16 protein-coding genes are annotated in these 22,671 nt (G+C 61.5%); 13 read left to right on the plus strand and 3 right to left on the minus strand.

The window, feature by feature from the left end; genetic code table 11:
* Positions 1–2: 2 nt before the first annotated feature.
* The 12 genes from OKC40_RS05175 (at position 3) to nuoN (ending at position 14,620) form a co-directional block, all read left to right on the plus strand.
* The gene (locus OKC40_RS05175) at positions 3–677 is read left to right on the plus strand and encodes a NuoB/complex I 20 kDa subunit family protein (protein ID WP_005344917.1); all 675 of its coding nucleotides are present in this window, start codon (positions 3–5) and stop codon (positions 675–677) included.
* 2 nt (positions 678–679) lie between these two features.
* Positions 680–2,485 (plus strand): NADH-quinone oxidoreductase subunit C/D, encoded by a 1,806-nt coding sequence (gene nuoC, locus OKC40_RS05180; RefSeq protein ID WP_270794392.1) that lies wholly within the window; start codon positions 680–682, stop codon positions 2,483–2,485.
* A gap of 80 nt (positions 2,486–2,565) precedes the next feature.
* Positions 2,566–3,108, plus strand: a complete 543-nt coding sequence (gene nuoE / locus OKC40_RS05185) for an NADH-quinone oxidoreductase subunit NuoE (RefSeq protein ID WP_075112544.1) — start codon at positions 2,566–2,568, stop codon at positions 3,106–3,108.
* Complete coding sequence (nuoF, locus tag OKC40_RS05190) at positions 3,105–4,490, plus strand: NADH-quinone oxidoreductase subunit NuoF (protein ID WP_043823885.1); 1,386 nt, start codon at positions 3,105–3,107, stop codon at positions 4,488–4,490. The genes nuoE and nuoF overlap by 4 nt, the downstream gene beginning before the upstream one ends.
* 41 nt (positions 4,491–4,531) lie before the next feature.
* A complete protein-coding gene (gene nuoG, locus OKC40_RS05195; protein WP_270794395.1) occupies positions 4,532–7,288 on the plus strand; it encodes an NADH-quinone oxidoreductase subunit NuoG in 2,757 nt (918 codons plus the stop codon).
* Positions 7,285–8,253, plus strand: a complete 969-nt coding sequence (nuoH, locus tag OKC40_RS05200) for an NADH-quinone oxidoreductase subunit NuoH (protein WP_270794396.1) — start codon at positions 7,285–7,287, stop codon at positions 8,251–8,253. Before nuoG ends, nuoH begins: the two co-directional genes overlap by 4 nt.
* Before the next feature lie 10 nt (positions 8,254–8,263).
* Positions 8,264–8,806: an NADH-quinone oxidoreductase subunit NuoI gene (nuoI, locus tag OKC40_RS05205; protein ID WP_005337245.1), complete on the plus strand. Its 543-nt coding sequence runs from the start codon at positions 8,264–8,266 to the stop codon at positions 8,804–8,806.
* Between the two features lie 10 nt (positions 8,807–8,816).
* Positions 8,817–9,368, plus strand: coding sequence for an NADH-quinone oxidoreductase subunit J (nuoJ, locus tag OKC40_RS05210; protein ID WP_111808375.1), 552 nt, complete (start codon positions 8,817–8,819; stop codon positions 9,366–9,368).
* The gene (nuoK, locus tag OKC40_RS05215; protein WP_005337247.1) at positions 9,365–9,673 is read left to right on the plus strand and encodes an NADH-quinone oxidoreductase subunit NuoK; all 309 of its coding nucleotides are present in this window, start codon (positions 9,365–9,367) and stop codon (positions 9,671–9,673) included. The genes nuoJ and nuoK overlap by 4 nt, the downstream gene beginning before the upstream one ends.
* On the plus strand, positions 9,670–11,517 hold the full coding sequence (nuoL, locus tag OKC40_RS05220; protein ID WP_234601434.1) for an NADH-quinone oxidoreductase subunit L: 1,848 nt from the start codon (positions 9,670–9,672) through the stop codon (positions 11,515–11,517). Before nuoK ends, nuoL begins: the two co-directional genes overlap by 4 nt.
* 98 nt (positions 11,518–11,615) lie before the next feature.
* Complete coding sequence (gene nuoM / locus OKC40_RS05225) at positions 11,616–13,160, plus strand: NADH-quinone oxidoreductase subunit M (protein WP_234601433.1); 1,545 nt, start codon at positions 11,616–11,618, stop codon at positions 13,158–13,160.
* Positions 13,157–14,620, plus strand: coding sequence for an NADH-quinone oxidoreductase subunit NuoN (gene nuoN / locus OKC40_RS05230; protein WP_234601432.1), 1,464 nt, complete (start codon positions 13,157–13,159; stop codon positions 14,618–14,620). Before nuoM ends, nuoN begins: the two co-directional genes overlap by 4 nt.
* Before the next feature lie 245 nt (positions 14,621–14,865).
* Here the strand turns inward: nuoN and purL are convergent, their stop codons facing one another.
* Positions 14,866–18,807 (minus strand): phosphoribosylformylglycinamidine synthase, encoded by a 3,942-nt coding sequence (purL, locus tag OKC40_RS05235; protein ID WP_270794401.1) that lies wholly within the window; start codon positions 18,805–18,807, stop codon positions 14,866–14,868.
* A gap of 149 nt (positions 18,808–18,956) precedes the next feature.
* Here purL and mltF point away from each other — a divergent pair, with 149 nt between their 5' ends.
* On the plus strand, positions 18,957–20,441 hold the full coding sequence (gene mltF, locus OKC40_RS05240) for a membrane-bound lytic murein transglycosylase MltF (protein ID WP_182937696.1): 1,485 nt from the start codon (positions 18,957–18,959) through the stop codon (positions 20,439–20,441).
* A gap of 373 nt (positions 20,442–20,814) precedes the next feature.
* Here mltF and OKC40_RS05245 read toward each other — a convergent pair whose 3' ends face one another.
* Both OKC40_RS05245 and der read right to left on the minus strand, forming a co-directional pair.
* Positions 20,815–21,039 carry a zinc ribbon domain-containing protein gene (locus OKC40_RS05245; protein ID WP_197929722.1) on the minus strand — a complete coding sequence of 75 codons (225 nt, stop codon included), beginning with the start codon at positions 21,037–21,039 and terminating at the stop codon, positions 20,815–20,817.
* Between the two features lie 124 nt (positions 21,040–21,163).
* Complete coding sequence (der, locus tag OKC40_RS05250; protein ID WP_042063432.1) at positions 21,164–22,660, minus strand: ribosome biogenesis GTPase Der; 1,497 nt, start codon at positions 22,658–22,660, stop codon at positions 21,164–21,166.
* Positions 22,661–22,671: the final 11 nt, after the last annotated feature.

Below are 22,671 nucleotides of genomic sequence, written 5' to 3' on the forward strand. Positions count from 1 at the left end.
CCATGAAGTACACCCTGACCCGGATTGACCCGGATGCACCCGTTGAGCGCTACCCCCAGGAGCAGCGCCAGACCGTCGATGACCCACTGGCGCAAGAAGCGACGCGCGGCATCATGATGGGCCGTCTCGAGGAGGTGCTGCAAGACACAGTCAACTGGGGCCGCAAAAACTCCCTCTGGCCTTACAACTTCGGCATCTCCTGCTGCTACGTAGAGATGTGTACCGCCTTCACCTCCCCCCACGATGTGGCCCGCTTCGGCGCAGAAGTGATCCGCGCCTCGCCGCGTCAGGCCGATTTCATGGTGATTGCAGGGACCCCCTTCATCAAGATGGCGCCGGTCATCCAGCGCCTGTATGAACAGTTGCTCGAACCCAAGTGGGTGATCTCCATGGGCGCCTGTGCCAACTCGGGTGGTATGTACGACATCTACTCAGTGGTGCAGGGGGTGGACAAGTTCCTGCCGGTCGACGTCTACATTCCGGGTTGCCCGCCCCGTCCCGAAGCCTTTTTGCAAGCCCTGATGCTGCTGCAGGACTCCATCGGCAAAGAGCGCCGTCCCCTCTCCTGGGTGGTAGGCGATCAGGGGATCTACCGTCCCCAGATGCAGGCCGAAAAAGAGCGCAAGCGCGGCGAACGGATCAATGTGACCAACCTGCGCACGCCGGATGAGATCTGACCATGAAACTGACTCGTGATTTTCCCAGCAATTACGCCATGGCCCAGTGGCAGCCCAGCGACCACCAGGATGCCAAAGTCATTGGCGAACTGTTTGCCCACTTTGGCGCCGAGCACTTCACCGTGCAGACCACACGTACCGGCGTACCGGTGGTCTGGCTCCCCCGCGAACTGCTGCAGGATGTGATGGGCTTTTTGCGCAAGGTGCCCTCCCCGTTTGTGATGCTGTTTGATCTCAGCGCCACCGACGAGCGGCTGCGCAGCCATCGCGACGGTCTGCCCCATAGCGACTTCACCGTCTTCTATCACCTCATCTCCATCGACCGTAACGCCGATGTGATGTTGAAAGTGGCGCTGGCCGAGAGTGACCTGCATCTGCCCACCATCACCAACCACTTCCCCAATGCCAACTGGTACGAGCGGGAAGTGTGGGATCTGATGGGCATAACCTTCGATGGCCACCCCCATCTGACCCGCATCATGATGCCCAAGAGCTGGCAGGGTCACCCGCTGCGCAAGGATTACCCGGCGCGCGCCACCGAATTCGATCCCTTCATGCTCGATGCCGCCAAACAGGACATGGAGCAGGAGAACCTGCTGTTCAAACCGGAAGAGTGGGGCCTGGCCCGCGGCAACGAGAATGAGGACTACATGTTCCTCAACCTCGGCCCCAACCACCCCTCTGCTCACGGCGCCTTCCGGTTGGTGTTGCAGCTCGATGGCGAGGAGATCCGCAACTGCGTGCCCGACATCGGCTACCACCATCGTGGTGCCGAGAAGATGGGCGAGCGCCAATCCTGGCACAGTTACATCCCCTATACCGACCGGGTCGAGTATCTGGGCGGGGTAATGAACAACCTCCCCTATGTGCTGGCGGTCGAGAAGCTGGCCGGCATCAAGGTGCCGCAGCGGGTCGACATGATCCGGGTGATGATGGCGGAGCTGTTCCGCATCCAGAGCCACCTCTTGTTCCTCGGGACCTATATCCAGGACGTGGGGGCTATGACCCCGGTCTTCTTCACCTTCACCGACCGGCAGAAGATCTACACCATCATCGAAGCGATCACCGGTGCCCGCATGCACCCGGCCTGGTTCCGTATCGGCGGTGTGGCCCACGACTTGCCGAAGGGATGGCAGCGGCTGGTGCAGGACAACCTGCTGAGCTGGCTGCCCAAGCGGCTGATGGATTACGAAAAAGCGGCGATGCGCAACAGCATTCTGCGCGGTCGCACCATAGGCGTCTCTGCCTACACCACCGAGCAGGCGTTGTCCTGGGGTACCACGGGGGCCGGATTGCGCGCCACCGGCCTCAACTTCGATGTACGCAAGTGGCGTCCCTACTCCGGCTACGATCAGTTCGACTTTGAAGTGCCGGTCGGCAGCAATGGTGATGCCTACGACAGAGCCACCGTGCGGATCGAGGAGATCCGCCAGAGCATGTCGATCATCGAGCAGTGCATGAAGAACATGCCGGAGGGCCCCTTCAAGGCGGATCACCCGCTGACCACACCGCCGCCCAAAGAGCGCACCCTGCAGCACATCGAGACCCTGATCAACCACTTCCTGCAAGTGTCGTGGGGCCCGGTGATGCCCGCTGCCGAGTCGTTCCAGATGATTGAGGCGACCAAGGGGGTCAACAGTTACTACCTGACCAGTGACGGCTCCACCATGAGCTACCGGACCCGGATCCGCACCCCGAGCTTTGCTCACCTGCAGCAGATCCCCTCGGTGATCAAGGGCAGCATGGTGTCGGACCTCATCGTCTATCTGGGCAGTATCGATTTTGTTATGTCGGATGTGGACCGTTAAGTGATCCGCCCTCCCGGCCATGGCCGGGAATCGGGATCGCCGGACGAGCAGTAAAAGGACAAGCCACCAAAGGTCAAGTCATGAGCCAGCAATGTCAGTGTCACAATAATCAGACCCCACAGGGGCAAGGGGCATGCAGCAGCAAACGGGACGACTTCGTTCTGAGCCAGGCTGAACGCGATGCCATCGAACACGAGAAACACCACTACGAAGATCCCCGCGCCGCCAGCATCGAAGCGCTCAAGATCGTGCAGCAGGCCAGAGGCTGGGTCCCCGACGGCGCCATTCACGCCATCGCCGCCGAGCTCGGCATTCCCGCCAGCGACGTGGAGGGGGTCGCCACCTTCTATAGCCAGATCTTCCGCCAGCCGGTGGGGCGCCACATCATCCGCGTCTGCGACAGCATGGTCTGCTACATCAATGGCCACGAAGATCTGCTTGCCGGTCTCAAGGAGGTGATGAACCTCGGCCCCGGTCAAACCTCCCCGGATGGCCGCTTCACCCTGCTGCCGGTCTGCTGCCTTGGCAACTGCGACAAGGGGCCAGCCATCATGATCGATGACGACACCTATGGCGGCCTCGATCCGGTGACCTTGCTGAAAACCCTGGAGGCTTACCCATGAGCCTGCCGCAGAACAAGATCCTCGCCTCTCTTGGCACCGCCAACCGCACAGCCCGCACCGCCGAGACCCATCCGCTCACTTGGCGGCTGCGTGACGACGGCCAGCCGGTGTGGCTGGAGGAGTATCAGGCCAAGCAGGGCTATGACGCCGCCCGCAAGGCGCTCGGCCAGATGAGCCCGGACGAGATTGTCAGCACCGTCAAGGATGCCGGTCTCAAGGGGCGCGGCGGCGCGGGCTTCCCCACGGGTGTGAAGTGGGGGCTGATGCCCAAAGACGAGAGCATGAACATCCGTTACCTGCTCTGCAACGCCGACGAGATGGAGCCCAACACCTGGAAAGATCGCCTGCTGATGGAGCAACTGCCCCATCTGCTAATCGAGGGGATGATCATCAGTGCCCGGGCGCTCAAGGCCTATCGCGGTTACATCTTCCTGCGCGGTGAATATGTGGATGCTGCCATCCACCTGCGCCGGGCGGTGGAAGAGGCAAAAGCAGCAGGCCTGCTGGGCAAGAACATTCTGGGATCCGGTTTTGACTTCGAGCTGTTCGTCCACACCGGCGCCGGTCGCTACATCTGTGGTGAAGAGACGGCGTTGATCAATTCGCTGGAAGGGCGCCGCGCCAACCCGCGTGCCAAACCCCCCTTCCCCGCCGTCTCCGGCGTCTGGGGCAAACCCACCTGCGTCAACAACGTCGAAACCCTCTGCAACGTGCCTGCCATCATCGGCAACGGGGTCGCCTGGTATCACGGGCTGGCGCTGCCGGGCTCGGAAGATCACGGCACCAAGCTGATGGGCTTCTCTGGCAAGGTGAACAACCCGGGCGTCTGGGAGCTGCCTTTTGGCATCACCGCCCGCGAGCTGTTTGAAAATTACGCCGGCGGCATGAAGAGCGGCTATCGCCTGAAAGCCTGGCAACCGGGCGGCGCGGGCACCGGCTTCCTGCTGCCGGAGCACCTCGATGCCCAGATGTATACCGCCGGTATCGGCAAGGTGGGCACCCGGATGGGGACTGGTCTTGCCATGGCGGTGGATGACTCCATCAGCATGGTCTCCTTGCTGCGCAACATGGAAGAGTTCTTCGCCCGCGAGTCGTGCGGCTGGTGCACTCCTTGCCGCGACGGCCTGCCCTGGAGCGTCAAGCTGCTGCGAGCACTGGAGCGTGGCGAAGGGCAATCCGGCGATCTGGCGACCCTGGAGCAACTCTGCGGTTTCCTTGGCCCGGGCAAGACCTTCTGCGCCCACGCTCCGGGCGCCGTCGAGCCGCTGGCCAGCGCCATCAAATATTTCCGCTCCGAATTCGAGGCCGGGATCAAAGGCAGCGGCGATAACCGCAAGCCGGTCAAAGGGATCCAGCCCAATCTGCTGGGCGAGCGCTGGTAACGACACCACAGATTTCACAAAACAGGTTTCAGGGAAGTTGTATGGCAACCATTTATGTAGACGGCAAAGAGTACGAGGTAGACGGGGCAGATAACCTGCTGCAAGCCTGTCTGTCGCTGGGTCTGGACGTCCCCTATTTCTGCTGGCATCCGGCGCTGGGTAGCGTGGGCGCCTGCCGCCAGTGCGCGGTCAAACAGTATCAGAATGCCGATGACAAGCGCGGTCGTCTGGTCATGTCCTGCATGACCCCGGCCACCGATGGCAGCTACATCGCCATCGAGGATGAAGAGGCCAAAGAGTTTCGCAAGAGCGTGGTGGAATGGCTGATGACCAACCACCCCCACGACTGCCCGGTGTGTGAAGAGGGCGGCGCCTGCCACCTGCAGGACATGACGGTGATGACCGGCCACAACAGCCGTCGCTACCGTTTCACCAAACGCACCCACCAGAATCAGGAGCTGGGCCCCTTCATCGGTCACGAGATGAATCGCTGTATCGCCTGCTACCGCTGCGTCCGCTATTACAAGGATTATGCCGGTGGCGAGGATCTCGGGGTCTACGGTACCCACGACAACGTCTATTTCGGGCGGGTCGAGGATGGCACCCTGGAGAGCGAATTTTCCGGCAACCTGGTGGAGGTCTGCCCCACCGGCGTCTTCACCGACAAGACCCACTCCGAGCGTTACAACCGCAAGTGGGACATGCAGTTTGCCCCCAGCATCTGTCAGCAATGCTCCGTGGGCTGCAACATCAGCCCGGGTGAGCGTTATGGCGAGCTGCGCCGCATCGAGAACCGCTTCCACGGCAGCGTCAACCACTACTTCCTCTGTGACCGTGGCCGCTTTGGCTATGGTTACGTCAATCTGGCCGACCGCCCGCGCCAGCCATTGCTCAAAGATGGCAACGACCAGCTGACCATCACTGTCGATGGCGCCCTCAACCGCGCCGCCGATGCCCTGCGCACCGCCAGCGGCCTCATCGGCATCGGCTCGCCCCGCGCCTCGCTGGAGAGCAACTTTGCCCTGCGCGAGCTGGTGGGTGAAGCCAACTTCTACGCGGGTGTCGAGCAGGCCGAGTGGGCTTGTCAGCTGAAGATGCTGCAGATCCTGCAACAGGGCGGCGTGCCGACCCCGAGCCTGCGGGACATGGAAGAGGCCGATGCCATTCTGCTGCTCGGCGAAGATGTCACCATGAGCGCAGCCCGTATTGCGCTGGCGCTGCGTCAAGCCGTCAAGGGCAAGGCTCGCGAGCTGGCCCGCAAGATGAAGGTCGATCTGTGGCAAGTTGCCGCCGTTCAGACTCTGGGTCAGAACGATCGCTACCCGCTGCTCATCACCAGCCTCGACACCACCCGTCTGGACGATGTGGCGGCCGACAAGCTGCACGCCCCCTATGCCGATCAGGCGCGCCTTGGCTTTGCCATCGCCAACCTGCTCGACCCGAGTGCACCGGCCGTGACCGATCTCGGCCCCGAGCAGCAGGCACAAGCGACTCGCTGGGCCGAGCTGCTCGGCAACGCCAAGAAGCCGCTAATCATTGCAGGCTCCACTGCCCGCGATGTGGCGCTGCTTGAGGCGGCCAGCAACATTGCCCGCGCCCTGAAAGGCCGAGGACTGGAAGCCAGCATCGCGCTGGTTGGCCAGGAGGCCAACTCGCTGGGTCTGGCCATGCTGGGCGCCCAAACCTTGTCAGACAAGCCGCTCGAAGCCGCCCTTGCGCGTATCGAGTCAGAAGAGGGGTTGGCGCTGGTCACCCTGGAGAACGATCTCTACCGCCGCGCGCCGCGCAACCGGGTGGATGCTGCGCTGGCACGGCTGCAGCACCTGCTGGTCATCGACCATCAGGCGACCCCGACCGCCAACAAGGCTGATCTGGTGCTGCCAGCAGCCAGTTTTGCCGAAGCCGATGGCACCCTGGTGAACATGGAAGGGCGCGCCCAGCGCTTCTTCCAGGTCTACGCGCCCGCCTTCTACAACGCCGATATTCAGGTGCGTGAAGGGTGGCGCTGGCTGGCGGCGCTGCAAGGGGCGATCGAACGCAAGCCGCTGCGCTGGCAGAACTTCGACCAGGTCAACCATGACTGCGCCACCAGCAATCCGCTGCTGGCCACCATGCTGGAAGCGGCGCCCAACGCAGGGTTGCGGATCCGTGGCATGCGGCTGGCCCGTGAGCCGCACCGCTACAGCGGCCGCACCTCCATGCTGGCGGATCAGAACGTCAGCGAACCACGGGTAGCGCAAGATCCCGACTCCCCCTTCAACTTCTCCATGGAAGGGTATGCCGGAGCCCGTCAGCCGCTGCCGCAAGTACCGTTCGCCTGGGCGCCGGGCTGGAACTCCCCCTCCGCCTGGAACAAGTTCCAGGATGAAGTGGGTGGCAAACTGCGTGCTGGAGATCCGGGTCGCCGTCTGCTGGAAGTAACAGACCCGCAGGCAGAAGGCAAGGAGCCGCTCGGCTGGTTCACCACCATCCCCGCCCCCTTCAAGGCCGCAGAGGCGCTGCAAGTGGTCAACTATGCCCAGCTGTTTGGCGGCGAGGAGCTCTCCGCTCGCAGCCCGGTCATTCAGGCCCGAATGAACGAACCCGAGCTGGTGCTCAATCCCCTTGATGCACAGCGTCTGGCCCTCCATGCCGGTAATCAGGTCTCCTTCTCCTGGGGCGGTAGCCACTGGCAGTTGCGCCTGCGTCTTAGTGCACAGCTGAGCGCCGGTCTGGTGGGTCTCCCCCTTGGGGTGAACGGCCTGCCGACGGCGCTGCAACAAGCCTCAATCACTAACCTGCAGGAGGTGATCGCATGAGCGAGTCGCTGATCGATCTGTTGCTGGAGGTGGGCAAGGCACTGATCGTGCTGGTGGGGATCGTGGGGGCTGGCGCCTTCATGAGCTTCATCGAGCGCCGTCTGCTGGCTCTGTGGCAGGATCGCTACGGCCCCAACCGGGTGGGGCCGTTTGGCCTGCTCCAGCTGGCCGCCGACATGATCAAGATGTTCTTCAAGGAGGACTGGATCCCGCCGTTCGCCGATCGACGGATCTTTATCCTGGCCCCCATCATCGCCTTCACCGCCTTTATTCTGGCGTTTGCTGTGGTGCCCATCACCCCCAACTGGGGCGTGGCGGATCTCAATGTGGGGCTGCTCTACATCCTGGCCATCGCGGGGCTGGCAGTCTATGCGGTGCTGTTCGCCGGTTGGTCGAGCAACAACAAATACTCCCTGCTCGGCAGCTTGCGCGCCTCGGCCCAGACCCTCTCCTACGAGGTGTTTCTCGGCCTCTCCCTGATGGGGATAGTGATCCAGACCGGCAGTTTCAACCTGAGGGATATCGTCGAGGCACAGGCAGACTTGTGGAACGTGGTGCCCCAGATCCTGGGCTTTGTCACCTTCCTGTTTGCCGGTGTCGCCGTCACCCACCGCCACCCGTTTGACCAGCCGGAAGCCGAGCAGGAGCTCGCCGACGGCTATCACATCGAATATGCGGGGATGAAGTGGGGTCTCTTCTTCGTGGGCGAGTATATCGGCATCGTGCTGGTATCTTCCCTTATCGTGACCCTCTTCTTCGGTGGCTGGCACGGCCCCTGGTTGCCCCCCTTCATCTGGTTTGCCCTGAAGACCGCCTGTTTCATGGTGTTCTTCATCCTGCTGCGAGCCTCCCTGCCTCGCCCGCGCTTTGACCAGGTGATGTCGTTTGGCTGGAAAGTCTGCTTGCCGCTGACCCTGATCAATATGCTGGTCACCGCGGCAGTTGTACTGATAAGTACGCAGTGAGGCACTCATTATGAAAATTGTTAGCATCATTCAGGGTGTCGGCACCCAGTTACGCAGCCTGGCCATGGTCTTCTCCCATGCCTGGCGGCCCCGTGAAACCCTCAACTATCCGGAGCAGGCGGTCTATGCGGCCCCCCGCTACCGCGGTCGCATCGTGCTGACCCGCGACCCCGACGGGGACGAGCGCTGCGTGGCCTGCAACCTCTGCGCGGTTGCCTGTCCGGTCGGCTGTATCTCGCTGCAAAAATCCGAGCGGGAAGATGGTCGCTGGTATCCGGAATTCTTTCGCATCAACTTCTCTCGCTGCATCTTCTGCGGCCTGTGTGAAGAGGCTTGCCCCACTACCGCCATCCAGCTGACGCCGGATTTCGAGATGGGTGAGTATCGCCGCCAGGATCTGGTGTACGAGAAAGAGGATCTGCTGATCAGCGGGCCGGGCAAATACCCGGACTACAACTTCTATCGCATGAGCGGGATGGCCATCGACGGCAAGCCGAAAGGGGATGCCGAAAACGAAGCCAAACCCATCGATGTCAAGAGCCTGCTGCCCTGAGGAGTCAATCATGGAACTGGCATTTTATGCCTCGGCCCTGGTGGCCATTTACAGCACGCTGCGAGTGATCAGCACAAGCAATCCGATGCATGCGCTGCTCAATCTCATCATCTCCCTCATCGCCGTGGCCATGATCTTCTTCTGCCTGGGCGCCGCCTTTGCGGGCGCCCTGCAGGTGATTGTCTACGCCGGCGCCATCATGGTGCTGTTCGTGTTTGTGGTGATGATGCTGAACCTGGGAAGTGCCCAGGCGCAGGAGAAAAACTGGCTCACCCCCATGACCTGGGTAGGCCCTGCCCTGCTCTCGCTGATCCTGCTGGGCTTCCTGGGCCACGGCATTCTCGGGGTGACCGGGGGCCTTATCGGAGTGACCGAGGTGACCGCCAAGCAGGTCGGTGTTGAGCTCTTTGGCCCCTATGTACTGGCGGTGGAGCTCGCCTCCATCCTGCTGCTGGCGGGTCTGGTGACCGCCTATCACCTGGGTCGGGAAGACAAGAGCGGTGAAGTGCTCTCCGTCCCGCGCTCCGCATCCCGCTCTGCACAAGAAGGAGGTCAGCAATGAATGGAATCCCTATGGAGCACGGGCTTTTGCTGGCCGCGGTGCTCTTCTGCATCGGCTTGTGCGGTCTGCTGATCCGCCGCAACCTGCTCTACATCCTGATGAGTATCGAGATCATGATGAATGCCTCGGCACTGGCGTTTGTGGTGGCAGGTAGCCGCTGGGCCCAGGCCGATGGCCAGATCATGTACATATTGGTGATTTCTCTGGCGGCAGCGGAGGCCAGTATCGGCCTCGCCCTGTTACTGCTGCTCTATCGTCGTTACCACACCCTGAACGTGGACACTGTGAGCGAGATGCGCGGATGAGCCTCTTATATCTGACTTTTCTATTTCCGCTGCTGGGATGGCTGGTGCTGGCCTTCTCCCTCGGCCGGTTTGGCGAGCGCACCTCGGCGCTGATCGGGGTGGGTTCCATTGGCCTGTCGGCCCTCACCACCCTGTGGGTGGCTATCGACTTTTTGGGCAACCCGCCCGAGGGGGGCGTCTATATCCAGCACCTGTGGCAGTGGATGGCGGTGGGTCACTTCACCCCAACCTTCAGCCTGGCACTGGATGGCCTGTCGCTGACCATGCTCGGCGTGGTAACCGGGGTGGGTTTCTTCATCCACCTGTTCGCCTCCTGGTATATGCGCGGGGAAGAGGGTTACTCCCGCTTCTTCACCTACACCAACCTCTTTATCGCCAGCATGCTGTTTCTGGTGCTGGCCGATGACCTGCTGTTTGTCTACCTCGGCTGGGAAGGGGTGGGGCTGTGCAGCTACCTGCTGATCGGCTTCTACTACAAGGATCGCAACAACGGCGCGGCGGCCCTTAAGGCCTTCATCGTGACCCGGGTGGGTGATGTCTTCCTCGCCATCGGCCTGTTTATCCTCTATCGGGAACTGGGCACCCTCAATATTCACGATCTGCTGGTGCGCGCCCCCACCCTGTTTGCCGAGGGCTCCCCTGCCCTGTCACTGGCCTGCCTGATGCTCTTGGGCGGTGCGGTCGGCAAATCGGCCCAGCTGCCGCTGCAAACCTGGCTGGCGGATGCGATGGCAGGCCCGACCCCGGTCTCCGCGCTGATCCACGCCGCCACAATGGTGACCGCCGGTGTCTACCTGATTGCCCGCACCCACGGCTTGTTCCTGCTGGCGCCGGAGATCCTCCATCTGGTCGGGCTGGTTGGCGCCATCACCCTTGTGCTGGCAGGCTTTGCCGCGCTGGTTCAGACCGACATCAAGCGGATCCTCGCCTACTCCACCATGAGCCAGATTGGCTATATGTTCCTGGCCCTCGGTGTCGGCGCATGGGAAGGGGCCATCTTCCACCTGATGACCCACGCCTTCTTCAAGGCGCTGCTGTTCCTCTCCGCTGGTGCCGTCATTGTCGCCTGCCACCACGAGCAGAACATCTTCAAGATGGGCGGGCTGCGCAAGAGTCTGCCGCTGGTCTATGCCTGCTTCCTGGTGGGTGGCTCGGCGCTGGCGGCGTTGCCGCTAGTCACTTCCGGTTTCTACAGTAAGGACGCCATCCTGTGGCAAGTAGAGGCCTCGGGCCAAAGCGCGCTGCTGTGGGCCGGTCTGGCGGGGGCATTCCTCACCTCGCTCTATACCTTCCGGCTGATCTTTATCGCCTTCCATGGAAAAGAGCAGACCAAAGCCCACGCCGGCCACGGTCTGGCTCACCATCTGCCGCTGCTGGTGCTGCTGGTGCTCTCCACCGGCATCGGGGCGCTGATCACCCCGCCACTGGCCGGGGTACTGCCAGCAGGCCCGGGGGATCATATCGAAGAGGGTCGCCATGCGCTGGAGGTAGCCTCCGGCATCATCGCCATCGCAGGCATTGCGCTGGCCGCGTTTCTGTTCCTCGGTGAGCGCCGTCTGGCCACCTTCATTGCCAACAGCGCGCCGGGTCGCCTGCTCAGCACGCTCTGGTTCAACGCCTGGGGCTTTGACTGGCTCTATGACCAGTTATGGGTAAAACCCTATCTGCTGGCCACTAGGCTGCTGGCCCGAGACCCGCTGGACTGGATGATGGGACTGCCCGCCTGGATTGCCCTGCGTGGCAACCAGCTGCTGGCCTGGACCGTGACCGGCAAGTTGCGCTGGTATGCCGCCTCCATGGGGATCGGCGCCGTGCTGGTGCTGGCGCTGTTGCTGCTGGGGTAACGCGATGAACAACCGGACAATCATACAGCCAGGCTGTTTGCTCTCCCTGATGGAACAGGGAGCGCAATCTCATATGAACTTGAACGAGAGCTGATACCGTGACCTTACTCTGGATCTTGCTAATTCCTTTTATCGGCGGCTTGCTCTGCTGGCAGATGGAGCGTCTCGGCGGGCAGTTTGTCCGCTGGGTTGCCCTGCTCTCCATGAGCGCCAGCCTGCTGCTCTCCTGTGCCATCTGGCTAAGTGGTGACTTCTCCCTTGCCACGACGGGTCTCGACAGCGCGGGCGTCACCGGTGCTGCCTCCGCCTGGGCTGCTGAGTGGCGCCTGCCGTGGATCCCCCGCTTTGGCATCTCTTTGCATCTGGCGGTGGATGGCTTGTCGCTCTTGATGGTGATCCTCACCTGCTTTATCGGGGTGCTGGCCATCCTCTGTTCGTGGAAAGAGATCGTGCAGCGCATCGGCTTTTTCCACCTCAACCTGCTCTGGATCCTGGGCGGCGTGCTCGGTGTCTTCATGGCACTGGACCTGTTCCTCTTCTTCTTCTTCTGGGAGATGATGCTGGTCCCCATGTACTTCCTGATTGCACTGTGGGGCCACTCGGTCACTGACGGAAAATCACGGATCAACGCCGCGACCAAGTTCTTTATCTACACCCAGGTTTCGGGCCTTATCATGCTGGTGGCTATCATCGGGCTGGTGCTGACCCACCAGCATGCCACCGGTGTCTTCACCTTCAACTATCTGGATCTGCTCAATACCCCGATGAGCAAGGGCGTTCAGTGGCTGCTGATGCTGGGCTTCTTCATCGCCTTCGCCGTCAAGATGCCACTGGTGCCACTGCACGGCTGGCTGCCGGATGCCCACAGTCAGGCACCGACCGCAGGCTCGGTGGATTTGGCCGGGATCTTGCTGAAAACCGCCGCCTACGGTCTGCTGCGCTTCGCCCTGCCGCTGTTCCCCGAAGCCTCAGCCGAGTTTGCCCCCTATGCCATGGTGCTGGGCCTGATCGGCATCGTCTACGGCGCCATCGTGGCGTTCGGTCAGACCGACATCAAACGGCTGGTGGCCTACACCAGCATCTCCCACATGGGCTTTGTGATGATCGCCATCTACTCGGGTAGCGAGCTGGCCCTGCAAGGCGCCGTGGTGCAGATGATCGCCCACGGTCTCTCCGCTGCCGGCCTCTTCATCCTCTGCGGTCAGCTCTACGAGCGGTTGCACACCCGGGATCTGCGCCAGATGGGCGGCCTGTGGGGGCGTCTGCGCTATCTGCCCGGCGTGATGCTGTTCTTCTCGGTGGCATCCCTCGGCATGCCGGGAACCGGCAACTTCGTCGGCGAGTTTCTGATCCTTATCGGCAGCTTCCAGGTTGCCCCCGTCATCACTGCGGTGGCGACCTTCGGTCTGGTGCTGGCCTCGGTCTACTCCCTCATCATGCTGCAGCGTGCCTGCTTTGGCCCCGCCAAGGATGAGAGCGTGCTCAAGGGACTGGATCACCGCGAACTGACCATGATGATGGTGATCGCGGGCCTACTGGTACTGCTTGGCCTCTATCCCCAACCCGTGATCGATACCGCCAGCAGCAGCCTTATCAACGTGCTGCACTGGTATCTGCTGCCGACTGCTGGAGCCCTGCAATGACTTTCTCCGCTTCCCAACTGCTGGCACTGCTTCCCCTGCTGTTGACCACCGGGGCCATGGCGGCCCTGATGCTGGCCATCGCCTGGCGCCGCTGTGTCACCACCGCCTTTACCGTGACCATTGTTGGCCTCAACCTGGCGCTCTTCTCGCTGCCCATCGTGATGGCGCAGGGGGATCAGGGGGTCACTCCGCTGCTGCAAGTGGACAGTTACGCCGTCTTCTACATGGGACTGGTACTGATCGGCGCGCTGGCCACCTGTACCTTCGGTCAGTCCTGGCTGAAAGCCTACCCGGATAACCGGGAGGAGTTCTTCCTGCTGCTGCTGATCGCCACCGCCGGTGGTCTGGTGCTGGCCTGCTCCCGCCACCTCGCCTCCCTGTTTATCGGGATCGAGATGCTGACCCTGCCGATGTTCGGTCTGGTGGGTTACGCCTACCGCGAGCGCCACTCGCTGGAAGCCGCGGTGAAATACATGGTGCTCTCTGCCGCCGCCACCGCTTTCCTGCTGTTTGGCATGGCGCTGCTCTATGCACAGGCAGGCAGCCTGAGCTTTGCCGCCCTGGGGCAGACCCTGGCCGAGAGCCCGGCACACCACCCGCTGCTGATGGGCGGCCTCGGTCTGATGCTGGTCGGCTTTGCCTTTAAACTCTCCTTGGCCCCCTTCCACCTCTGGACCCCGGATGTCTATGAAGGTGCGCCGGCACCGGTCGCCACCTTCCTCGCCACCGTGAGCAAGGTCGCGGTCTTTGCCGTGCTGCTGCGCTTCTATCTGGCGGTACCGGCGGCAGCGGACCCGATGATCCACTGGCTGCTGGCAGCCATGGCGGTCATCTCCATCCTGGTCGGCAACCTGCTGGCGCTGGTGCAGACCAACGTCAAACGGATGCTGGGTTACTCCTCCATCTCCCATTTCGGTTACCTGCTGGCGGTGATCGTGGCGAGCCGCATCGGCCAGATGCCGGTGGAGGCGGCCGGGGTCTACCTGCTGATGTATCTCTTCACCAGCCTGGGTGCCTTTGGCGTGGTGAGCATGATGTCGAGCCCCTATCGCGGCAAGGATGCAGACTCCCTGCACAGCTATCGCGGCCTGTTCTGGAAGCGCCCATACCTCACTGCCGTGCTGACGGTGATGATGCTCTCCCTGGCGGGCATCCCGATGACGCTCGGCTTTATCGGCAAGTTCTACCTCATCGGCGTCACCGTCGAGGCGCAACTCTGGTGGCTCTCCGGTGCAATAGTGCTCGGCAGCGCGCTGGGTCTCTACTACTACCTCAAGGTGATGGTGACCCTCTATCTGCGCGAACCGGGTATGCAGCAGCGGGATGCCAGCGCCGACTGGGCACTCTCCTCCGGTGGCGTGGTGGTACTGCTCTCTGCGGCGCTGGTGGTGTTGCTGGGGCTTTATCCCCAGCCGGTCATCAGCCTGGTACAAGGGTTCCAGCACGTGGTGTTGCAGTAACCTTCGCTGACATTCCCCCTCATCATTACCCGTCAAAACCGGCAGCCAAGGCTGCCGGTTTTTTTATCAAATCCTTCCCCTTAAACCATTTGCAGGGCTTGAATCGACTCTCCCCTCATCAACGTACTGGGCGACGAAGCCATTGGTTGACTTGGCACCTCGCCTGCCTGACCCACTCAGCTGAACCATAAAAAAACCGGCCAAATTTGGCCGGTTTCTGTTTTTATGCGCTTGCGCTGTCGCTATTAACCCAGACGGACCCGGGCGTTGCGGAACATCCGCATCCAGGCGCCATCTTCGCCCCAGTTGTCGGGGTGCCAGGAGTTGGCCACAGTGCGGAACACCCGCTCCGGGTGCGGCATCATGATGGTGGCGCGGCCATCGGTGGTGGTCACGGCGGTGATACCATCCGGCGAGCCGTTCGGGTTGGCCGGGTACTGCTCGGTCACGCTGCCGCGGTTATCGACAAAGCGCAGCCCTACCAGACCGCTCTGCTGCAGTGCGTTCAGGTGAGCGGCATCGCGCACCTCGACACGCCCTTCCCCGTGGGAAACGGCAATAGGCATCACCGAGCCTGCCATGCCGGCGAAGAAGGCCGATGGGGACTCCTGCACCTGCACCAGACTGAAGCGGGCCTCGAAGCGCTCGGAGCGGTTGCGCACAAAGCGCGGCCACAGATCTGCGCCCGGGATGAGATCCCGCAGGTTGGACATCATCTGGCAACCGTTGCAGACACCCAGAGAGAGGGTATCGCCACGCTCGAAGAAGCGCTGGAACTGCTCGCGGGCGTTGTCGTTGAACAGGATGGACTTGGCCCAGCCTTCCCCCGCCCCCAGCACGTCACCGTAGGAGAAGCCGCCGCAGGCCACCAGGGTCTGGAACTCTTCCAGCTTGATGCGACCGGAGAGAATGTCGCTCATATGGACGTCCACAGCCGCGAAACCGGCACGATCGAACGCCGCCGCCATCTCCACATGGGAGTTGACCCCCTGCTCGCGCAGCACCGCCAGACGGGGGGAAACCCCCTTGGCGATATAGGGCGCGGCAACATCCTCGGACGGGTTGTAGCTGAGCTTGGCCTGCAGACCCGGGTCGGTGGCATCCTGACGAGCGGCATGTTCCTGATCCGCGCACTCGGGGTTGTCCCGCAGACGCTGCATCTGCCAGCTGGTCTCGCCCCAGAGGGTGCGCAGGGCGGTGCGGCTGGCACGATACACTTCTGTACCCGCGCGCTGCAGTGTGATGAGGTCCCCCTCGCGCACTGTGCCCAGCACATGGGAGCAGGCAGCCAGGCCGTGACCGGCCAGCAGTGTCATCACGGCTTCCTTGTCGTCGCGACGCACCTGAATGACGGCGCCCAGCTCCTCGTTGAACAGCGCAGGCAACAGCTCGCCACCGATGCGGTCAAGCTGGATGTCGAGCCCGCAGTGACCGGCGAAGGCCATCTCGGTCAGGGTAACGAACAGGCCGCCGTCGGAGCGGTCGTGGTAGGCGATCAGCTTGCGATCGGCCACCAGCGCCTGAATGGCGTTGAAGAAGCCTTTCAGTTGTACCGGATTGTCAAGATCCGGCGCCTTGTCACCCAGCTGACGGTAGACCTGAGCCAGGGCCGAGGCGCCGAGGCGCTGCTTGCCGTTGCCAAGGTCAATCAGGATAAGGTCGGTCTCACCCAGATCTGTACGCAGCTGCGGCGTAACCGTGTTGCGTACATCCTCAACCCGAGCAAAGGCGGTGATGAGCAGGGAGAGCGGCGAGGTGACGCTTTGCTCCTTGCCATCCTGCTGCCAGCGGGTCTTCATGGACATGGAGTCCTTGCCCACTGGAATGGTAATACCAAGGGCCGGGCAGAGCTCTTCACCCACTGCTTTCACCGCCTCATAGAGGCCGGCATCTTCCCCCGGATGACCGGCAGCGGCCATCCAGTTGGCGGAGAGCTTGACCCGCTTCAGTGACCCAATATGGGTCGGCGCCAGGTTGGTCAGGGCTTCGGCTACCGCCATGCGGGCGGATGCGGCGTGGGAGAGCAGCGCCACCGGGGTGCGCTCGCCCATGGACATGGCTTCGCCGTGGTAGCTGTCGTAGGTCGCCGCAGTCACGGCGCAATCGGCCACCGGGATCTGCCAGGGACCGACCATCTGATCGCGGTTGACCAGACCGGTCACGCTGCGATCGCCGATGGTGATCAGGAAGGACTTCTCCGCCACGGTCGGCAGACGCAGTACCCGTTCGGCTGCATCGTTCAGCGTGATACCGTCCAGTTGCAGCGGCTTGCCCTGAGCTGGCAGGGTAGTGACATCGCGGTGCATCTTGGGCGCCTTGCCGAGCAGCACGTCCAGCGGCAAATCGATGGGCTGGTTGTCAAAGTTGCTGTCAGAGAGGGTGAGATGCTTCTCTTCGGTGGCGGTGCCGATCACGGCATAAGGCGCGCGCTCACGCTCGCACAGTGCCTTGAACAGGGGCAGCTTGTCCTGCGCCACCGCCAGCACATAACGCTCCTGGGATTCGTTGCACCAGATCTCCAGCGGGCTCATGCCCGGCTCGTCGCTCTGGATGGCGCGCAAATCGAAACGGCCACCGCGCTCACCGTCATTGACCAGCTCCGGCATGGCGTTGGAGAGGCCACCCGCCCCCACGTCGTGAATGAAGACGATGGGGTTGGCATCGCCCAGCTGCCAGCAGCGGTCGATCACCTCCTGACAACGACGTTCCATCTCGGGGTTGTCGCGCTGCACCGAGGCAAAGTCGAGATCTTCGGCTGACTGACCGGAGGCCATGGAGGAAGCTGCGCCGCCACCCAGACCGATATTCATGGCCGGACCACCCAGCACTATCAGGGCCGCCCCGACCGGGATCTCCCCTTTCTGGACATGATCGGTGCGGATGTTGCCGATGCCGCCCGCCAGCATGATGGGCTTGTGATAACCACGCACCTCGATGCCGTTGTGGCTCGGCACCTCCTCTTCGAAGGTACGGAAGTAACCGAGAATGGCCGGGCGACCGAATTCATTGTTGAAGGCGGCGCCGCCGAGCGGCCCCTCTTGCATGATGTCAAAGGCACTGACGATGCGGCTCGGCTTGCCGAAATCCTGCTCCCAGGGCTGTTCGAAGCCGGGAATACGCAGGTTGGAGACGGTAAAGCCCACCAGACCCGCCTTGGGCTTGGCACCACGGCCGGTTGCACCCTCGTCGCGGATCTCGCCGCCGGAGCCGGTAGCCGCTCCCGGGAAGGGGGAGATGGCGGTCGGGTGGTTGTGGGTTTCCACCTTCATCAGTATGTCGACCTGCTCCTGATGATACTGGTACTCACCACTGGCAGGGCTCGGGAAGAAACGGCCACCCTGGCTCCCTTCCATCACGGCGGCGTTGTCTTTATAGGCAGACAGGACATGATCCGGCGTCTGCTCGAAGGTGTTCTTGATCATCTTGAACAGCGACTTGGGCTGCTGCTCGCCGTCTATAGTCCAGTCGGCGTTGAAAATCTTGTGACGACAGTGCTCTGAGTTCGCTTGGGCAAACATGTAGAGCTCGATGTCGTTGGGGTTACGACCCAGCTTGGTGAAATTCTCTACCAGATAGTCGATTTCGTCGTCGGCCAGCGCCAGACCCAGCGCCACGTTGGCCTCAGCCAGTGCGGCGCGACCACCGCCCAGCACATCGACCTGGGTGAAGGGACGCGGCTCATGGTGAGCAAACAGGGCGCTCGCCGCGTCCATGTCGGCAAACACCACTTCCATCATCCGATCATGCAGCACGGCGGCAATGGCGCTGCGCTGGGCGGCACTCAACTCACCCTTCATCGTCAGGTAATAAGCAATACCACGCTCCAGCCGCTTGACCTGTTTCAGGCCGCAGTTGTGGGCGATGTCGGTTGCTTTGGAAGACCAGGGGGAGATAGTGCCGGGGCGGGGGGTAACAAGAAACAGCTGACCGCTGGGGGTGTGTTCGGGGATGGTCGGGCCGTAGCGCAAGAGCTGGCCCAAGGTCGCTCGCTCGGGGGGAGAGAGGGGGCTTGTCAGCTCGGCAAAGTGCACATACTCGGCATAGACATCCTCTATCTCTACTCCGCTCTCTACTCCACTCTCCGTACCACTCTCCGTACCACTCTCATTTCTCATCTGTGCGAAGCGTTGCAGCAGTTTTTGGACACGAAAATCAGACAGTGCTGGGGCACCACGCAAGATATCCATATGACCTTTCTCACCAAGTTTTAAAGTGGGGGGGGATTGAGACGCGCGTATTATAGGGATCTGGCTCACGCCGGACAAACGTTTTTCTCACTTCGAGCAGTGTGACTCTGCGCACACTCTCTGGTATAAAGGTGCCTCTTTTTTGACAAATGCCGATTTTTTCAACAAAGGTACTCACCTACTTGCGCTGCATTTTTCGACTGTTTATCGGGCTGTTGTTGACGCTGACGCTGGTTGGCTGCGACTTCTATAGCCCCTCCAGCCAGCTGGAGCAGATCCGCCAGCGAGGCGAGATCCGGGTTGGCACCATCTATGGTCCCACCTCTTATTACCAGCGTGATGACCTCGCCCAGGGGTTCGATTACGAGCTGGCGCAAAACTATGCCGACTGGTTGGGGGTGAAACTCACCATCATCCCGGTCGACACCACTGACGAACTGGTCGCCCTGCTGAAAAAGGGCAAACTCGATCTGGCCGCTGCCGCCATCATGGTCACCCCCGAGCGGCGCGAGCTGTTTCGCTTTGGCCCGGGCTTCTATCAGGTCTCCCCCAAGCTGGTCTACCGCAACGGCAAACCCAAGCCGGCTTCGTTGAACGATATCAAGGGCAAACTGGTCGTCGCCGCAGGCTCCACCGGGGAAGATCTGCTCAAAGAGATGAGCAAGGAGAATCCGGGACTGACGTGGAGCACCAGCCACAATGCCGATGTGGAGGAGCTGCTCAAGCAGGTGGTGGATGGCAAGATTGACTACACGGTGGTGCAGGATACCGTGCTGGCCCGTACCCAGCGCTACTACCCGGAGCTCACCGAGGGGCTGACCCTGGCCCAGAAGCAGACCGTCGCCTGGGCCATGAGCAAGCTGCCCGATGACAGCCTCTATGCCAGCGTGATCGACTTCTTCGGTCAGCGCTTCATGGATGGGGCCATCGCCAAACTGGACGAGAAGTACTTCGGCCACGTGCAGAACTTCGACTTTGTCGATACCCGCACCTTCCTCAAGCGCGCCAAGAGCCTGCTGCCCAAGTACCAGCCGCTGTTCCAGACTCACGCCAAGAATATCGACTGGCGTCTGCTCGCCGCCATCAGCTATCAGGAGTCCCACTGGGACCCGCAGGCCCGCTCCTACACCGGCGTGCGCGGCATGATGATGCTGACCGAGCCCACCGCCAAGGCGATGGGGGTCAACGACCGGCTTCATCCGGAAGAGAGCATCAAGGGGGGTTCCCTCTATCTGCAACAGATGATGGAGAAGGTGCCGGACTCGGTGCCCGATGACGAGAAGGTGTGGTTTGCCCTCACCGCCTACAACATCGGTTACGGCCACATGATGGATGCCCGTCGCCTGGCCAAGGATCTTGGCAAAAATCCCGACGCCTGGAGCGACGTGAAAGAGGTGCTGCCGCTGCTACAACAGGCGCGCTGGCATCGCAAGGTGCGTTACGGCTATGCCCGTGGCAGCGAGGCGCGCAACTATGTCAACAACGTGCGCCAGTACTACCAGAGCCTACTGTGGCTCGACAACGAGCAACAGAAGGCGCACCAGCGAGAGAGTCTCGACAACGACAGCGAGCCGGAGCTGGCCGAGCGCCCCACCATCATCGCCGAGGTGGTCAATCAGATCACCTTGCGCTAACCAGCCATTATTCGGCTGTTTTCACGCAAATTTCTCTGTTACCATCGATTCACATCGGAGCCTATCCGAAATCGCATTGTTTTCATTATGTTGAGAGATTAAATAACAGCAATTTCGGATGGGCTCCATCAATGACCCAAGGCCGGGACGGCCACCTAAGTTGGGAGGAGACCAAGATGCAAAAACGTAGAAAAATCAGTCTGGTCAGAAAAGCGAAGTGCAGCTGGAGCCCCAGACGCAAACTCAAGCTTAATGACATCAAGCGCAACCTGTGGCGCAGAAATCGATCCTATACCCTGCTTATTGCAGAGCACACAGCATAAACCCGGCATTCGCCGGGTTTTTTTATCTTCTTTCTCACCTGACTACCGTCTTACACCAGCGCCGCCTTGAACTGTACCGTCCGTTTGGATACCAGCGAGTTGCAGTGGTTGCAGAAGTAATCCACCGCACCGCACGCCTTGAGGCGCTCCAGCTCCTGCTGGCAGGTGGGACAGATGGCCGTGACGCGAACAGGGGCCTGGCACTGACCACAGGTCTGTTCCTTGCTGCGGGTATCCAGTTCAGCCTGGCATGATGGGCAAAGCAGCGCTTCCATTGACGACTCCTCATAAAGTGAACCTGCGATGGGCTTGCCCATGGCGGGTTCCCCTCCCCGCCGGACATCACGCCACTGCAGGGGGAATAACAAAGCGGCTGCCGGTGAGGGCAGCCGCAAGGACTTATTTCTTCTTCATTTTCAGCAGGCGTTTGCGCTGACGTTCCTGACTCAGGGTCATGGTGTTCTTCTTGCCTTCAAACGGGTTGACCGACTCCTGGAACTCGACCCGGATCGGCGAGCCCATGATCTTGAGGGACTTGCGGAAGTAGTTCATCAGGTAACGCTTGTAGGAGTCCGGCAAATCGTTCAGCTGGTTGCCGTGGATCACGATGCGCGGCGGGTTGTAGCCACCGGCGTGCGCATACTTGAGCTTGACGCGGCGACCGTTGACCATCGGCGGCTGGTGATCTTCCTGCGCCATCTGCATGATGCGGGTCAGCATCGCCGTGCTGGTACGACGGGTGGCAGACTGGTAAGCCTCCTGAATGGATTCAAACAGGTGGCCGACACCGCTGCCGTGCAGGGCGGAGATGAAGTGGACGCGGGCGAAGTCGATGAAGCCCAAGCGACGATCCAGCTCGTTCTTCACATCCTCTTTCACCTTCTGATCCAGGCCATCCCACTTGTTCACCACCAGCACCACGGAGCGGCCGGAGTGCAGCACGAAACCGAGGATGCTCAAATCCTGATCGGTGATGGTCTCCTGGGCGTCGATCACCAGCAGGCAGACGTTGGCATCTTCGATGGCTTTCAGAGTTTTGATGACGGAGAACTTCTCCACCGTCTCGTGCACCTTGCCACGACGACGCACACCGGCGGTATCGATAATGACGTACTTCTGCTCGTCACGCTCCATCGGAATGTAAACGGAGTCGCGGGTGGTGCCGGGCATGTCATAGACGATGACCCGATCTTCACCCAGCATACGGTTGGTCAGGGTCGATTTACCGACGTTGGGACGACCAACGATGGCAAATTTGATGGGCAGGTCGGCAAACGGGGTCTCTTTGGTATCTTCTCTGGTGTCCAGATCACCGGCAGCCACCATGCGCAGCAGGGCTTCTTCGTCGAAGTCCTCCTCTTCCTCATCCTGCGCATCTTCATCGGTAGCGGCTTCGACCAGGGTCTCCAGATGGGGAGCCAGGGCCAGTTCCAGCAGGCTCAGCACACCACGACCGTGGGCGGCCGCGATCTGGTAGACCTCGCCCAGCGCCAGACCGTAGAACTCGGAAACCGCGGAATCACCGTCGATGCCATCGGTCTTGTTGGCCACCAGAAATACCTTCTTGTGGGCCTTGCGCAGGTGTTCGGCGATGGCTTGATCCGCCGCGGTCAGACCGGCACGGGCATCCACCATGAACAGCACGACATCCGCTTCTTCGATGGCCAGCAGGGATTGCTCGGCCATCTTCAGCTCGATCCCCTCTTCGGTACCATCGATACCGCCGGTATCGACCACGATAAATTCCAGCTCGCCCAACTTCGCCTGACCGTATTTACGGTCCCGGGTCAGACCGGGAAAGTCGGCAACCAGGGCATCCCGAGTACGGGTCAAGCGGTTAAACAGGGTGGATTTCCCCACGTTGGGGCGGCCCACCAGGGCTACTACAGGAGTCATAAAAGCCTCAT

The organism is Aeromonas sp. QDB11 (assembly GCF_027705265.1).
In the GTDB taxonomy this organism is placed as follows: Bacteria; Pseudomonadota; Gammaproteobacteria; order Enterobacterales; family Aeromonadaceae; genus Aeromonas; species Aeromonas allosaccharophila.